Below are 14,009 nucleotides of genomic sequence, written 5' to 3'. Positions count from 1 at the left end.
GACCCTCTTTTTTAAATTTATTAGTCTATTATAATGAAAAAGTGACGCAGAAGACTAATTATATGATACTTTTAAATCAGGAAAGTTCCCCAGTGTTTTTAAGTCAATGTGCATGTTCGATGTGTTTTATTTTTTTACAGCATGAATGTAATGAATGGTCTCAAAGGCTGATAGGTAATCTTCTCGATTGTTAAAATACAGTTCATTAATTTTATCAGGTGATAAATGTTCATAAATGAGTAAACCTGATTTCTCTAACATCTTTTCGATTTCAAAGTAAGAAAAACATGATTTCATTGGTTCCCCGCCTATTGAAGCCATTTTCACCATATTTTCAACTCTATTAGAGGTTCCTTTTTCTTCGAATAGTTTTTCGTCTGCATAATCAAGAACGATCGAACTTCCTGGTGGAACCTTGGTGAATAAATAATCTATTAAGCTTGAAACTTCCTCTTTAGTTAAATAGTATGAAACACCTAAAAGACTAAAGAACGTCTTTTTGTTATCAAATCCTTTACCTATTAGGTTTTGATAGGACAACTTTTTGGTGAAGTCCATAGAAACAAAATGAATATTACTTGGGATTTTTAAATTAGCCTCGTCCAATCTTTGCTTTTTAAATTCCTGTGTAGTGGGATGATCAATTTCGAATATTTCTAAGCTGTTTTCCAATTCTGGATGTCGGAAACTAAAAGTATCTAATCCAGCGCCAAGTATGACATATTGTCTTAATCCTAACGCTACCTCATTAAGTAATACTTTTTCGCAATACGCAGCACGTGATAAGGTTATTGGAGAAAGTTGGACTTGTGTAATCCATTTTAATATTTCTTCTGTATTTCCCTCGAATTTTTGTGCGATATCTTTGTTGAAGAAATGTATGCCTTGAACCATATTCTCTTTGATGTCATTGAATTCTTTTTCAGAAATTAAGTCTTTAGCTATATAATCATTAAAGATTTTAGGGGTATCAAATTGACTATGATAGGATCTGCCAAAAGCTGATATTAACGAAGTTACACTTGACTCATCTTTCTTCATACAAACACACTCCTTCATTGTAGAACAAAAAAATAGGATTCCCCTGGCCAGGAGAATCCTATTATATACCTTAAAAATATAAAAGTAAATTATAGCATAATTAAATTTTTTTGTCAAGTAAAATTCATTGATCACAGCTTTTTTCGTACAAATATTGACACCTAGCAAGCGTTAAATGGATAAAAAGGCTTTTCTTTAAGTGGCTCAAAAAAGAAGGAATTCTTGCCGTACCCCCTATAGAAGGTAAAACAGACAATACCCAAACAAAGACAGGAGAATTGCAAAAAGCGTACATCCATACGTTGGAAGGAAACCCTGGAATTCCTACCCCAGTTATTCGTCAAGCTTACTTTATATGTATAACACAGGCGACCAAAACTATTGATATAACAACACCCTACTTTGTACCAGAAACAGATATTATCATGGCATTAAAGACAGCTGTGGCTCGTGGTGTGCACGTAAGATTGCTGGTTCCTCGCCACATTGATCAAAAAAGCGTGGGCTATGCAAGTCGTACCTATTACGGGGAACTTATAGAAGCTGGGGTCCAAATCTACCAGTACAATAAAGGAATGTTACATGCGAAACTGATGATCATTGATGAGGAAATTGCAGAAGTAGGCGCAGCAAACTATGATATGAGAAGTTTTCGCCTGAATTATGAGGTGTGTCAAGTCGTGTACAGTGCTGATGTGGCAAGGGAACTCACAGAGCAGTTCGAGAGGGATCTTACTGATTCTGTACCATTAAGAATTGAAGACTTGTTGCAACGATCCCTGACCGAGCGCATTGTTGAACAAGGTGCTCGTCTGCTTTCTCCATTATTATAAGTTGATGTATCCTGTTTTTATTGTTCTATCTTAAATCTAGATTTAACTTTGTTTTTAATATATTTCTGACTTATTTGAAAAAAAGTCGAAAACCCGTGTATTATAAGAACTTCCAACATGGGTTTTTTCTTATTTACGATGGAAATTCATTACTAAAAAACGGTAATACTAAAAAGGCAGCTCAAAGAGTTTGAATTCAAAAATATCTGTTACCTTTTCATTTAAATATAGAGGTGATATCAATAGATAATATATTTGAAAATCTTAAGGAAATACGTTTATTAGAAGATAAGCTCTATCATTTAGAATTAAATGGTTGGCTAAAAAATGAGTTTTTAACTTGGGAATGGTGGATACTAGTCGTTTTTTTAGTTGTGCCTTGGGTTATATGGGCTAAACTTGTTAAACGAGACATTATTTTAGAAATTTTGTTATTTGGTACCATAATTATCTTGACAACAACCTTATTAGATGTAGTTGGTGCACAATACAGTTTTTGGGATTACCCCATTGCATTCCTACCTTTTATTCCTAGGGCCTTTCCTTTTGATTTTTCAATGGTACCTGTAGCTTACATGTTGTTATATCAATATTTTAGAACATGGAAATCTTTTATTTTAGCCCAGATCATTATGGCACTAACATATGCCTATATAGGTGAACCCTTTTGCGAGTGGGTCAAACTTGTTAATTATTTAGAGTGGAGATACAGATATTCATTCATATATTACATCATTGTTGGAATTGTAACTCGAGCTTTAATACTAAAACTAGCCTCTTTATCTAAACCTCAAGATCTTACAACTAAGTAAAATTTAAATTGGAGGAAAAAACTTTGGAAGAAGTTAATATTGGTTTACTGACGATCAAAGTCATCGTTGGTTTTGCAACTTTATTTTTTATCATTATCATAACAGGCAGAACATCCATCTATCAGTTAACCTCGTTTCACTTAGTTTTTGTGTTAGTACTTGGAGATTTTTTAGGAAATACCATTTATGAAGATAAGGTAGGGATTTTTCATTTTTTATATGCCATCGGATTGTGGACGTTTCTTATGTTGGGAATAGAGTTTATGACTCTAAAAAATAAATCGACACGTTCTCTCTTATTAGGCAATCCTAACATCATCATTCGAGATGGTGTTATGGACAGAAAGTTACTTACAAAGAACAAATTGGATGTAAATCAAGTATTGAGTATACTCCGTCAAAATAATGTCTTTTCAGTTCGCGAAGTCAAATACGGTATATTGGAAGCTAATGGGCAAATAAGTTTATTATTAAAATCCAAGTATCAAAAACCAGACAAGCAAGATCTCAATCTTCCAGAAAGTCCAGTAGACCTCCCAACATCGTTAATTATAGATGGGGAAATTTTATGGGATAATTTACATAAACTCGGATTTGATCAACAGTGGTTAGATAACCAATTAACTACCAATGGATATGATAATTTAAAGCGTATACTTTACGCAGATTGGCGAGAGAGTGAAGGCATACATGTAAGTCCTAAATAAAATTTGTTAGGATAAGAGCACATCAATTTTCTTGGTGAATATAAACTTTAGTCTTCAACAATCAGGCGCTTTAATGAAGTAACTAAAGCCTAATTTTTCACTTATAACACCGAGAAATTAGACTTTTTATATTTTGGTTTCCTTAACGTTGTAAATCCGCATTTTCCTGACGCTACCCCTGTAATAAAAAAGCAAGGTTCCAACAAAAGAACCTTGCCTTTTTTCCTGTATTTAAATGATAAAGTCCATATCCTCTTGATAAAAAACTCTACGTTTTGGTCTTGTCCCTGTCAAGTAGACAACATAAAAAGCTAAGCAGTGAGCGCGTGTCGATATTCTATCGGCGCGCGTTTCTTTAGTTTCTTTTGTCTGCGTTTGTAATTGTAATGGTAAATGTAATCCTCAAGAGCTTCTTCTAGTTCTTCTTTTGACCTACACTTATTTATATACAGCTTCTCAGTTTTGAGGTGTGAGAAGAACGATTCTACACAGGCATTGTCCAGGCAGTTTCCTTTGCGAGAGTGGCTGCCCTTGATGCTGTAATCCTCTAATCGACTGCTGTATAGCTTTGACGTATACTGAAAGCCTTGATCTGAATGGAGAACGGCTTCAGCTACGTCTTTTTTCTTTGTCCACTTTGATACTGTATTTAACACAAGTTCCAGATCATTTCTCTTAGATAGCTCCCAACTTACTATTTCGTTATTAAAGAGGTCCTGGATAACCGATAAATAATAAAATTCATTTCCAACAGACACATATGTTATATCCGTTACCATCTTTTGATTAGGTCCTGCAGCCCTGAAATTTCTTTTAAGGCGATTAGGAAAGAGGATAGAAGGATTACGACCGTGCCATTTTCTCTTCTTTCGGATGACAGATTGTATGTCCATTTCCGTCATTAGTCTATAGACCCTTTTGTGGTTGATTAAATACCCGTTTTCATTTAATTCATCTGTCATACGAGGCCGGCCAAATTCAGGATTCATGAAATGAATCCCCAAGATGTGCTCTCGAATGTCTTGTTCATCCTTAGCCTTCTCTTCCCGTTTAACAGTCGTTTTTCTCCATTTGTAATAGCTAGCCGGTTTGATATAGGCAATCTCCAGCAGCCAGGAGACCGGATAGGTACCTCTTAACTCATCAACTAGTTCATATTTTATTCTTCTGGGGATGTTTCCTCCTCCTTTAGCAGATTTGGATACTGCTTTTTTAGAAATTCAACCTGTGCTTTTAAATAATCTCTTTCCTCTTCAACCGATTTGAAATTAGTCCTAGGCCTACCTTTTAAAGGGTTAGAGACTCCTGAACGCTCATCAAACGGTACTCCATCTTTCCATTTCTTAACCCATACTTTAAGCTGGCTGCAGTTACGGATTCCCAATTCTTCTGCCAATACTTTATAACTCTTAGAGCCATTCACGTATTTTATGACGGCATTATGTTTAAACTCTTCCGAATAGCTATTAAAAGTTTGTCCTTTCTTTGCCATAGAAAAAATCCCCTCCAAGTAGTATTCTTTCCTCCATGGTAACATGAAGGTTTTTTTGAATGTCTACTTAAAGGGGACATTAACATTTTTCAGAATAATAACCAGGGTTTAATTTTTCCAATGCCTCTCCATACGGTTCAATAACGTACATAGGAGATACCTTAATTTCTGACTTAACTATACAATCCATAGAGTTTATAAATTTCTGTATGGTTTGCGGTATAGGTAAGTTGGCAGCGGCCTCAATAGTTTTCTCAATCACTTGAGAGTTATAGATATCTGACCAGTAAATATCTATTAATTCTTTTACAACTTTTTCTGTGTTAGAAGGTAATTGGTTAGCACTATTTTTTAACATACTTTTTCCCCCTAATTTAAAGATTACTACTTGGAGAATTTACGATATTCTTCCTCCATGATCGGATCATCAAGTACATAGCCATTAAATATGATTTTTAATGCATCATCACTTGAATGCTTCCTATTGCATATCATATCTTTATACACTAATTTTAGCAGTGCATCCTTTGCTACGAGCATCTTCATTTGTTCTTCTTTGAATACTATTTCATTATGGGAATACACATTCTTTCCTCCTATAAAAAAGGTTGTTCTTTAGGTCAAGACTGTTAGTTTATTGTCTCTAAACGAGCTTCAAAATTTTCCCCTGAGGCGTGATTACCTTAACGCTGACTTCACGTCGTGTGCGAATTTTTGTAATCGTGGTCACACTGCCATTATCGTGCACTTTCTTTTCCTCACTCGGAATTTTTTTCACAAGCTCTAGTCCCTGTACAAGGTGATAATTATCTCCCTCTCCAATTTCTCCATTAACGGCTCCAGAAGCTAGTAAGAGAGCCAGTTGGCCAACATTTAAGGGTAGAATAGGGTTGCCAATATCTAGCTGGCGTGGTTTAGAACGGTTTTTAAAGGCCTGAAACCCTTTACTTTTTCGAATCCCTTCAACAAAATCTGATTTATTTGCTAACTTGGTATAGAATGTCCTTAATTTTTCTACTCCTGCAGGAACACTCCACTTTTTATTGGCAGCAACGAAGCGGTCTACCGGTGTAACATTTTCCATCACAAATTCATCAGATTCCATTTGAATAAGGAAGTCAAACAGCTTTTGATTAAATTCCTTATGCTTACCTGTCTTTTTATTACCGATAAATATACACTGACGGAAATCATCATAATCATCATCCGAAAATCTCATCATGCCTACATTATAAAAATGTGTGGCCAAAAACCTAGCGATCCGCTTATCGGAATAACGATAAGAAGGAATCACATACATTATGAGACCTTGTTCCTTAAGATATTTGGTGTTTCTGTAAAGCTCAGTCCACTCTTTTCTGTCAGCTGATTCATCATCTATCCCTTTCATTGTGAAATCGTATGGGGGATTTAAGTATAAAAATGATACAGCTTCATTTTGAATGACCATAGATTCAATAGGTGCATTAATTGTATGGTCTAATACAGATTTTGCTTTATCCGCTCTTCCCTTATCCAACTCCACACCATATGTAGTAATCCTACAATCTTCTTTCTGAAAGGCAGCTGTTAGTTGTTTAAGGATTTCACCCTCACCGCATGTGGGATCTAGCCACACTCCGCTCCCTTCAACTTCTAATAAGTGAGCGAAATACTCACCTTGTCGTTCAGGAGTGGCAAAGAAGCCAGCCCTAATTTTATTTCCTACATGACTCATTTAATAATCCTCCTAAAATATTATTCTTAGTATCTGTCCAAGTCCGAAATCCAGCCTTTTCGTAAAAGTCCTGATAAGGATCGCGAAAAGTATCTAAGTATTCTATAAGCTCATTGAGTTGGTCCCTTGATACCTCACCTTTTTTGTAATGATTCCTTAGGTGGGTCAAAGCAACCACTTTGAACATCTTATCTTTCTATGCAAACGCACTTTGAATCCCGAAGTAAGCTAAAAAGGGAATGTACTCCTTGGCCTTTTAAAAAAACGGTTCGGTCACTGCTGAATCGAGATAACAATCTGGCAGATTCAAAAAAATTCCTCCTTCATAATTAAAAAAGAAAGGGAAACACAAGACCCTTTCTTCATTTTGGAGATCTATTAATTTTCAATCCGAAGCCCTAAGATTGAACAAATGGCTTTTAAGGAGTCAGACTCCGTGATATCCATTTCTTCGAGTTTAGTAAGCTCCTGATCCTCCAAAATTTCATAAGTATCAGTATGGAGGTAAATTTCTAAATAACCTTCATCTTCCGATTCCTGAAACATAGGAAGAAATCCAAACTTTTCTCCAAAACTTACTTCTAGGTATTCTCGTATCTCCTCAGCACTAGCAGAAAATATATTAGACTCATCTAGTACACGATATTTTTTCATTCTATGCCTCCAAATTCTTTTTTAAAAAGGAAAAGCGCTCATTCACAAAGGAACGAACGCTTTATTCTCTCCAATCTTAAAATGGCCATTCCTCATGGGTTTCAACGCTACCAGGGAACGGGTCGTCATCATGGGATTGGTTATATTGATGATGATCTCCATTACTATTTTCATTGATACTTTTCTTTGTATCGAGAAAACGTACATCTTCTGCTACAACTTCCATAGTATAAATCTTCTTATTGTCTTTCATATAAGATCCAGTACGAATAGAAGCAGTAACACTAACTAAACTACCCTTGTCCAGGTATTTATAACAATTGTTAGCAGTCTTTTTAAACGTTTTTATCTGAATAAAGTCAGCTTCACGTTCACCGTTTTGGTTTGTGTAATTACGATTAACAGCCAATGTGAATAGGCAAACTTTCTGTTCATCACCTTTAATAATAGGCTTTTTTGTAAGTCGCCCCACTAGGTTAAGGCTATTCATTAACAATACCCCTTTTCTTTTAATGAAGTAAAATTCCCGTGATGACCAATAATAATGTGATCTAATAAATCGATCCCCACTAGCTTCCCTGCCTCAGATAATCTTTTGGTAACTTCGATGTCTTCCCTTGAAGGATACGGGTCTCCGCTAGGATGGTTGTGACCAGCTATTATTGATGCTGCGCTTAGTTTTACTGCCTCACGAAAGATTTCTCTAGGGTGTACGATACTTGCATTTAAAGATCCTTTAAATATTGTCTTACGCCCAATAACCACATTTTTTGAGTTAAGAAATAGCACCTCAAAATGTTCTTGATCTAGTGTAGACATATCAGACATATATTTAGCAGCATCTTCAGGACTTCTGACAATATAGCTATCCTCAAACTTATATTTGTTGAGCAGTCCAGCAAGTCCAATACAGGCGATAATTCGATCTGCAGTTGTTTCACCAATACCTTCATATTGAAGTAACTCTTCTTTAGATAATGAAGAGAGCCTTTTTACTCCTAATGAAGACAACTGGCCAGTTACAACTGGTTTTGCTTTCGGTCCAATTAATACTGCTAACAAATTTTGTAGAGAAGTATTTTCAAAACCATAAAAGCCTAGCTCCTCTTTCGCAATTGCAAAATGATTTTTCAATGTTTCCAACAACCTTTCTTAAAGTCTCTTAAATGCTTTCTTAAACTAATTGCCTCTTACTCTTCGATGTCGAAGAAGTACCCGAGAATGGCTTTTTTGGTACGCTGAATAAAAGAAGGTCTTACCTCATAATTAGTGCTCATATGATAAGTTTTCTCTCCCTTTAATCTCCACATTATTGTTTCTCCAGTTGCATTCTCGACAGCTGCAATAAACAAGAGTATCTCTTGTGTAGCAGACTTCCTATCAATAGACTTTGCTCGAAAATAGCGACGCTCTCCATTTCTAAGAAGTATCTCTGCAGAAATGCGATACCTGTCATTTGAGGGTAAAAGCCTGATTTCCTTTCTACAATCCTCAATAACATCTCCTGGTTTTCCTAATAACAGTGACATTGTAACAGCCATTTTCTTTTCCACCTTTCTGGTATATTTTTTATTAAAACGCAAAAAAGCGTCCTCCAGAATGACTCTAATAAACACAGAAAAATGTGTAAAAGAATCGTTCCAAAGAACGCATACGTTTAATAAACATAGCCCGCTAACCAAAGATTGGTTGCTAAAAATAATAAAATAATAAAATGTTACAAATTTATTTTACTATTATTTGGATTTATAGGCAATATTTATTTATTTATTTATTGCTGTCGGATACCTTAAAATCCGTAAATAAAGGCATATGATCACTTAATTTAATCCAATTTTCATGTTTCCCTACTTCCATTTTAATTAGCGATGGTAGTATATGTGTAGAAGTAAAAATATAATCGATATGAAATGGTCTTGCATATTCTTTTCGAAAATAGTGGGTAGGCTGTGACTCATCACCATGCTCTTCGTTATAAAAATGATGGTATGTACTAGTTATACCCTTACTTTTCAATAGATTGACAACATCCGTGTGCGTACCAACCCTCCTGATATGATCAAAGTTCTTATTGCTATTCCAATCCCCAGCAATAACACAGGGTTCCTTCAACAAAGTGTCATAATATTTTAGGGCTAAATATATTTGACCAATGTAACTTTCAAATTTTGCTTTTGTATTTTGTGACCATACCGCAAAGAGAATAAAATTCCGTTTTCCAGTTACCAACAACGGAATAATATAGCGAAAATCCTTGTTATACAAAGGGTGAAGTTCAATTTTATAATGTTCATTTAATGTAAATATTCCAATCCCCTTATTAACTTTCTCACCAAACCAAAGGAATTGATTAACGTCTTGGAGTTTAGTTTGTCCCCATTTTTCCGGAGATTCGGATTCTGGAATAATTAAAATATCTGCTTGATAGGGTTTTAAGTGTTCCAATTTATCTCTAAAACGCATTGCAGCATTCCAAACAATTAGTTTCATCTAGATACTCCTATATAAGTTTTATAGTATTTAAGGGTTGTCAGAGATACTGCAAAAACCAACACCGAAATCATTTGTTTTTTCTTATACTCATATCCTCCTTTTTCCTATTAATTAACACAATTTAAAATATACCGTGAAATTTGTAGATACTTAGGCCTATATTGATAGATATTCTCATTTTCGACAATAACATAATCCAACCTCAGCCTGGTTTTAACGTACACTTTTTTTATGAAACCAATGAGAAGTAAGTTTTCAGCGTGGCTCAACTCTATTTACAGGTCAAGTGACTCACAAAAAAACATCAAACACATATTTAAGTCAGAAGGAGAATACCAGGCATACAGTCGGTCGCTATGGTCATACAGGTGTACGAAAACCGGTACAGAAACTCTGTCCGGTTTTTTGTAATTTTCAAAGATAAATAGTGATTCGACTAATCGGCGAAAAGAAAACACCTCTCCAAAGAAAGGTGTTTTTTATCAGCTGTCCTGTTTTATAAACGACTCCAGTTCATTCACCTTGTCGCCATTCGTTAAGTGTGACACTCCAAAAGAATTCCCTTTGCCGCCCTTATTGATGGCAACGTCCAAATCGTTGAGTAATTGTCCCATGTATTGATACGCCGTCTCCATGCTTGCCGGTACGGGTTTCCAATCCTCAGCATTTTCAAGGTTGTCCTTTTCTTTCCCCGTATCATCGATATGGGCGGTCCGTTCAAATTGATCATGGCTTATTCCAGCTGCAAGCATTCGCAAGTTGGCAAAGTCCTCATCGAAACTTTCATTTTTGTCATCAATATAGTGCTGCATATTTTCATAGAGTTCATTGGCTTTTGTATAATAAACAAATCCAACATCTTCTTGCTTTAATTCATCAAAACTTTCCTCCGGTGCCCGATTGAACTCCGCCGCCATTTCAGCAATCCATTCTTTTGCTTCCGGAGAAAATTCAACCGTATCATTTTCAACCGCGGCTGGCTGATCGTCCGTTTTCGTAACCGATTTAGCGTCATTTCCATTACATGCCGTCAACAATCCGGCTGCCAACATACCGACCAATCCGATTTTAATGATTTTCAATAAAACAGTCCTCCCTTTAACAGAAACCATGACCCGCATTCTTCTAAAATGGATGATGGCAATCTTCTAATATTTCACATATCCATTATATTCGTCTTTCCAACCATCTACAAGAGTTCTCGCAATGTATTGATCTTAATTATGATATACTTTGTGCGATAGGTTCTCAAAGGTAAGGGAGGGTTAAATCTAATGATCAAACGTAATAAGATGGCCATCATTGGCCTTGGTGTCAGCTTATTCCTTCTGCTCATACAATTGGTGATGGATACAAAGGGTATTTACTTTCAACTAGGGCCGCCATCCAAAGGCATCGGGCATCATACCATAAGCGCCTTGCTCATTATTGCAGCCGTCATTTCAGCTGTATATATGTTAACGGATAAAGGGATGAAATGGTTGGCGATAGGGGTTGGGATCTTTTTCATCTTAGTGACTAGCGCACCGAATCTGCTCATGGAAACCAAATACACCACGTTCTCCTCACCCGATCAAAGCGAAAAATTTGTGGTGATCGAAAAAGGGTATGTCAAACTTTACCAGATTTCCAATACAGGCTTATTCATGACCGCTTTGACCAAGACCAGGCTCGATGTCGATCGGGAATACAAACCATTTTCGGAAGGGACCTATGAATTGGAATGGGAGTCACCCAATACATTAATCGTCCATTATGCTTTTAATTATAAGCATCAGTTTAAAACGATTGAATTGCAATACCAAAACGATTAACTCGACGCCAAATTCAAAGAAGAAAGGCTAACCGCCATATGGTGGTTAGCCTTTTTGATTCGAGAACTCTATTCTTCGTTTGATAGCCGAACAAGGATGTCCTTGAAGGCCCTGGCGACTTCTTCTCCTTGCTCAATCGAATAACCAGGAGTTTCGAATGCAAACATGAAAAGCCTTCGAATCTCCAACATACCCGCCTCATCCGATGTCAGTACGTACGTGCTTTGAGATTGCACTAAATTAGGGTCTCCCGAGAATCGGCTTTCAAAGAACAGACTGAACCGTACTTTATATCTATCTTCATAGTAATGTCGCAATAAACTATTTATTGGTTGTGGGATATTGAGTAGCATATTTCCGATGTTCACCGCATCCACATCCCCTATAAAATCGGTCATTGAAAACCTACTCTTGGTTTCATCGAGATGCCCAATTAGGTGTAATGCTGCGTCATAAGCTGAGTCGAAACCCTCTGCAACCGCAGATGTCCCAGCAGCGTCAACCAAATCCCCGGCCCAACCAGCAAAATCCACAATGGCCTTATTGATCGTTCCATGATGTAAAACACTATTCAGGGTGGCTGCTAAATGATAAACACCTATATCGACCTTAAATTTTGGATCGTAGATTTCATTAATGGTTGGGTTATATAATTGACTATCTACCTTAGCCATAAATTCGTCATCCAAAAAACCAGCTGCCATATTCCAAAGAGATCCAAAATAACGCTTTCCTCTCAGATATTGGCATACGAGTATATTTGCCTCTGGAATATCCCCACCCGTGTGATCAAACGCAATATCATAGATTTTATCCACTAAATCAAAGAATACGTGGTTCGACATGTCTGGATTGTCAGGGTATTGAGCTTGAGGGTCTACTTTGCTTTCCCCATTGTATCTGCCAGACTTGATATTGTTGTCAATTTCGATTTGGCCAGTACCAGAACCGATCGAAATAGTGGAAATTTGGTCAAAAGCCCAGTTCCCAGGGAGAGGGTAACCAAGGTTACCACTATATCCAGTGGACATGCCGCTCACAAAACTTGTTGTGGCCAACCCTTGCGCAGAAACTCGGATACAAACCGCTCTTGGCCCGTAAACCCCGATTTTATAAATACCCCCAAGATTACTCATTCTCTCGTTCACCCCAATAAAATAAGGAATGATATTCTCTGTTATTTCGTGACCAAGGACGTCAAAATCCACAGCAAAATAAATGGTTGTACCCTTCAAGAAGCCATACTCCCTGGCGGCATTCAACGCCGCCTGAGCGTCAATGCGACCTTGTTCAAGACTGAAATAGTCCAAATAACTCCCGATTGTCTGATAGATTGGGAAGACAGTCAATCCAGCGTTGAAGATGTTCTGCAGCTCACCAGGTTGAATTTTTTTATTCAACGAGGAATTAGGCACATTCGTTAAGTAACGCCCCACTGTCTGATACCCTGCCGCTTTCAGTGCTTGAGCCCGCGCAGGGGTAATCATGGTTACACAATCACAAGCCGTCCCTTTTCTAGTTGAATCCCCGGTACTCACTAAAGCGGAAAGCCATGTTTGCTTTCCAGTGACACCATCAGCAGGCAACATGCAAAAACTTTGAAAACTCAGTACGGCTTGTCTGACGGCACTGTCGTAAATCCCGCTAAAGGCTCCAGGGTCAAACCCGTTCACATAGAGGGCATATTGGAGCAACTTAACAAAGTTGCCACTGCTACCTAAACTTAATGTCGGCAATCGGTCCCTGGTCGTCGGGCCCACGCTGCCTGTTTGAAGGCTTGGCTCAATCCCTTCTTCTGTTTGAATGCCATAGATCAACGCTCTATTCGTTCCTCTTTGATAATGGCCGTCACATGGCTGCACGCCGGATGTTGTATAATATTTGTTATTCAATTCCTGCTGCATTTGCCGAATTCTAGGATCGCCGCCGATTGTCAGAACATAGGCATCCATGGTCAGGAACGCTTTAAACACGTAATCATATACTTTTCCGTTACGAACGGGCAATCCCGCATCGGTTTGCAGTCGAATCACGGCATTCTTTAAGTTCTCATCAAAAATTCCATGGAAGCGGCCTGGATCATAACCTTTGCAATAACAAGCCCCTTGTAGGATTTGAACGATATTTTTCCCTTTCGTCGTTTCGGGTACTTTCCCAAATTCCATTTCACCCCAAGCCTTATAAGCGGAACTTGTACCAGGTCCAAAATTGTCGGCCGGGGTTCCAATCCCCAATTCAATCTGCAGGGCACGCGTGAGGGCATATACCGTTGACCACCCTGTTTTTCCGTTTTCCGGAGCTGGCACATAACCGTTTCGTCCTCCATATGTGCTGTTGACCCATTCTTGAACCATTAAGACCATTAAATCCATATCCAAACACTCCTTCGTTTTAGTTTGTACTTACTCATAGGAACTTCGGGGAAGCGTTCCCCACGTTCCTATGA

At 37.4% G+C, this 14,009-nt stretch carries 16 protein-coding genes and 1 pseudogene; 4 read left to right on the top strand and 13 right to left on the bottom strand.

Annotation, left to right across the window (positions count from 1 at the left end; all coding sequences use genetic code 11):
• Window positions 1–126 precede the first annotated feature (126 nt).
• A complete protein-coding gene (locus AC0VZ9_RS27800) occupies window positions 127–1,041 on the bottom strand; it encodes a class I SAM-dependent methyltransferase (RefSeq protein WP_159868093.1) in 915 nt (304 codons plus the stop codon).
• A 266-nt stretch (window positions 1,042–1,307) separates the two neighbouring features.
• On the opposite strand from AC0VZ9_RS27800, the pseudogene AC0VZ9_RS27795 reads away from it, so the two are divergent.
• The 3 genes and pseudogenes from AC0VZ9_RS27795 to AC0VZ9_RS27785 form a co-directional block, all read left to right on the top strand.
• Window positions 1,308–1,874, top strand: a pseudogene (locus AC0VZ9_RS27795) (phospholipase D-like domain-containing protein); the annotation flags it as partial.
• A 233-nt stretch (window positions 1,875–2,107) separates the two neighbouring features.
• Window positions 2,108–2,686, top strand: coding sequence for a CBO0543 family protein (locus tag AC0VZ9_RS27790; RefSeq protein ID WP_009336498.1), 579 nt, complete (start codon window positions 2,108–2,110; stop codon window positions 2,684–2,686).
• 23 nt (window positions 2,687–2,709) lie between these two features.
• Window positions 2,710–3,393, top strand: coding sequence for a DUF421 domain-containing protein (locus tag AC0VZ9_RS27785; RefSeq protein ID WP_159868096.1), 684 nt, complete (start codon window positions 2,710–2,712; stop codon window positions 3,391–3,393).
• 311 nt (window positions 3,394–3,704) lie between these two features.
• Here AC0VZ9_RS27785 and AC0VZ9_RS27780 read toward each other — a convergent pair whose 3' ends face one another.
• The 11 genes from AC0VZ9_RS27780 to AC0VZ9_RS27730 all read right to left on the bottom strand — a co-directional run bounded on the left by AC0VZ9_RS27780 (window position 3,705) and on the right by AC0VZ9_RS27730 (window position 10,831).
• A complete protein-coding gene (locus AC0VZ9_RS27780) occupies window positions 3,705–4,556 on the bottom strand; it encodes an IS3 family transposase (RefSeq protein ID WP_396398882.1) in 852 nt (283 codons plus the stop codon).
• The gene (locus AC0VZ9_RS27775; RefSeq protein ID WP_396106433.1) at window positions 4,553–4,885 is read right to left on the bottom strand and encodes a transposase; all 333 of its coding nucleotides are present in this window, start codon (window positions 4,883–4,885) and stop codon (window positions 4,553–4,555) included. The genes AC0VZ9_RS27780 and AC0VZ9_RS27775 overlap by 4 nt, the downstream gene beginning before the upstream one ends.
• A 79-nt stretch (window positions 4,886–4,964) precedes the next feature.
• Window positions 4,965–5,243 (bottom strand): hypothetical protein, encoded by a 279-nt coding sequence (locus AC0VZ9_RS27770; RefSeq protein ID WP_159868102.1) that lies wholly within the window; start codon window positions 5,241–5,243, stop codon window positions 4,965–4,967.
• Window positions 5,244–5,269: 26 nt separating this feature from the next.
• On the bottom strand, window positions 5,270–5,470 hold the full coding sequence (locus AC0VZ9_RS27765) for a hypothetical protein (protein WP_159868105.1): 201 nt from the start codon (window positions 5,468–5,470) through the stop codon (window positions 5,270–5,272).
• 58 nt (window positions 5,471–5,528) lie between these two features.
• Entirely contained in the window at window positions 5,529–6,602 is a 1,074-nt protein-coding gene (locus AC0VZ9_RS27760) for a DUF6094 domain-containing protein (RefSeq protein WP_236566284.1), read from the bottom strand.
• A gap of 378 nt (window positions 6,603–6,980) precedes the next feature.
• Complete coding sequence (locus AC0VZ9_RS27755) at window positions 6,981–7,256, bottom strand: hypothetical protein (RefSeq protein WP_009336504.1); 276 nt, start codon at window positions 7,254–7,256, stop codon at window positions 6,981–6,983.
• Window positions 7,257–7,332: 76 nt separating this feature from the next.
• On the bottom strand, window positions 7,333–7,746 hold the full coding sequence (locus tag AC0VZ9_RS27750; protein WP_019379597.1) for a single-stranded DNA-binding protein: 414 nt from the start codon (window positions 7,744–7,746) through the stop codon (window positions 7,333–7,335).
• Window positions 7,746–8,402 carry a RadC family protein gene (gene radC, locus AC0VZ9_RS27745; RefSeq protein WP_159868108.1) on the bottom strand — a complete coding sequence of 219 codons (657 nt, stop codon included), beginning with the start codon at window positions 8,400–8,402 and terminating at the stop codon, window positions 7,746–7,748. Before radC ends, AC0VZ9_RS27750 begins: the two co-directional genes overlap by 1 nt.
• A gap of 44 nt (window positions 8,403–8,446) precedes the next feature.
• Entirely contained in the window at window positions 8,447–8,797 is a 351-nt protein-coding gene (locus AC0VZ9_RS27740; protein WP_159868111.1) for a DUF6018 family natural product bioysynthesis protein, read from the bottom strand.
• Between the two features lie 226 nt (window positions 8,798–9,023).
• A complete protein-coding gene (locus AC0VZ9_RS27735; protein ID WP_159868114.1) occupies window positions 9,024–9,746 on the bottom strand; it encodes an endonuclease/exonuclease/phosphatase family protein in 723 nt (240 codons plus the stop codon).
• A gap of 485 nt (window positions 9,747–10,231) precedes the next feature.
• Window positions 10,232–10,831: a hypothetical protein gene (locus AC0VZ9_RS27730; protein ID WP_159868117.1), complete on the bottom strand. Its 600-nt coding sequence runs from the start codon at window positions 10,829–10,831 to the stop codon at window positions 10,232–10,234.
• Between the two features lie 192 nt (window positions 10,832–11,023).
• Here AC0VZ9_RS27730 and AC0VZ9_RS27725 point away from each other — a divergent pair, with 192 nt between their 5' ends.
• Window positions 11,024–11,563: a hypothetical protein gene (locus AC0VZ9_RS27725; protein WP_159868120.1), complete on the top strand. Its 540-nt coding sequence runs from the start codon at window positions 11,024–11,026 to the stop codon at window positions 11,561–11,563.
• Window positions 11,564–11,631: 68 nt separating this feature from the next.
• On the opposite strand, the gene AC0VZ9_RS27720 is transcribed toward AC0VZ9_RS27725, so the two are convergent.
• Window positions 11,632–13,935 (bottom strand): glycoside hydrolase domain-containing protein, encoded by a 2,304-nt coding sequence (locus tag AC0VZ9_RS27720; RefSeq protein ID WP_159868123.1) that lies wholly within the window; start codon window positions 13,933–13,935, stop codon window positions 11,632–11,634.
• Window positions 13,936–14,009 lie beyond the last annotated feature (74 nt).

Source organism: Cytobacillus sp. QJM3NY_8 (assembly GCF_056173585.1).
This window is presented reverse-complemented; position numbering and strand designations above follow the sequence as displayed.

Excerpts from the sequence above, each read along its gene's own strand:
- AC0VZ9_RS27740 (WP_159868111.1), bottom strand. The coding sequence starts at position 8,797 with ATGGCTGTTACAATGTCACTGTTATTAGGAAAACCAGGAGATGTTATT.
- AC0VZ9_RS27760 (WP_236566284.1), bottom strand. The coding sequence starts at position 6,602 with ATGAGTCATGTAGGAAATAAAATTAGGGCTGGCTTCTTTGCCACTCCT.
- AC0VZ9_RS27725 (WP_159868120.1), top strand. The coding sequence starts at position 11,024 with ATGATCAAACGTAATAAGATGGCCATCATTGGCCTTGGTGTCAGCTTA.
- AC0VZ9_RS27750 (WP_019379597.1), bottom strand. The coding sequence starts at position 7,746 with ATGAATAGCCTTAACCTAGTGGGGCGACTTACAAAAAAGCCTATTATT.
- AC0VZ9_RS27770 (WP_159868102.1), bottom strand. The coding sequence starts at position 5,243 with ATGTTAAAAAATAGTGCTAACCAATTACCTTCTAACACAGAAAAAGTT.
- AC0VZ9_RS27720 (WP_159868123.1), bottom strand. The coding sequence starts at position 13,935 with ATGGATTTAATGGTCTTAATGGTTCAAGAATGGGTCAACAGCACATAT.
- AC0VZ9_RS27735 (WP_159868114.1), bottom strand. The coding sequence starts at position 9,746 with ATGAAACTAATTGTTTGGAATGCTGCAATGCGTTTTAGAGATAAATTG.
- AC0VZ9_RS27755 (WP_009336504.1), bottom strand. The coding sequence starts at position 7,256 with ATGAAAAAATATCGTGTACTAGATGAGTCTAATATATTTTCTGCTAGT.
- AC0VZ9_RS27775 (WP_396106433.1), bottom strand. The coding sequence starts at position 4,885 with ATGGCAAAGAAAGGACAAACTTTTAATAGCTATTCGGAAGAGTTTAAA.
- AC0VZ9_RS27800 (WP_159868093.1), bottom strand. The coding sequence starts at position 1,041 with ATGAAGAAAGATGAGTCAAGTGTAACTTCGTTAATATCAGCTTTTGGC.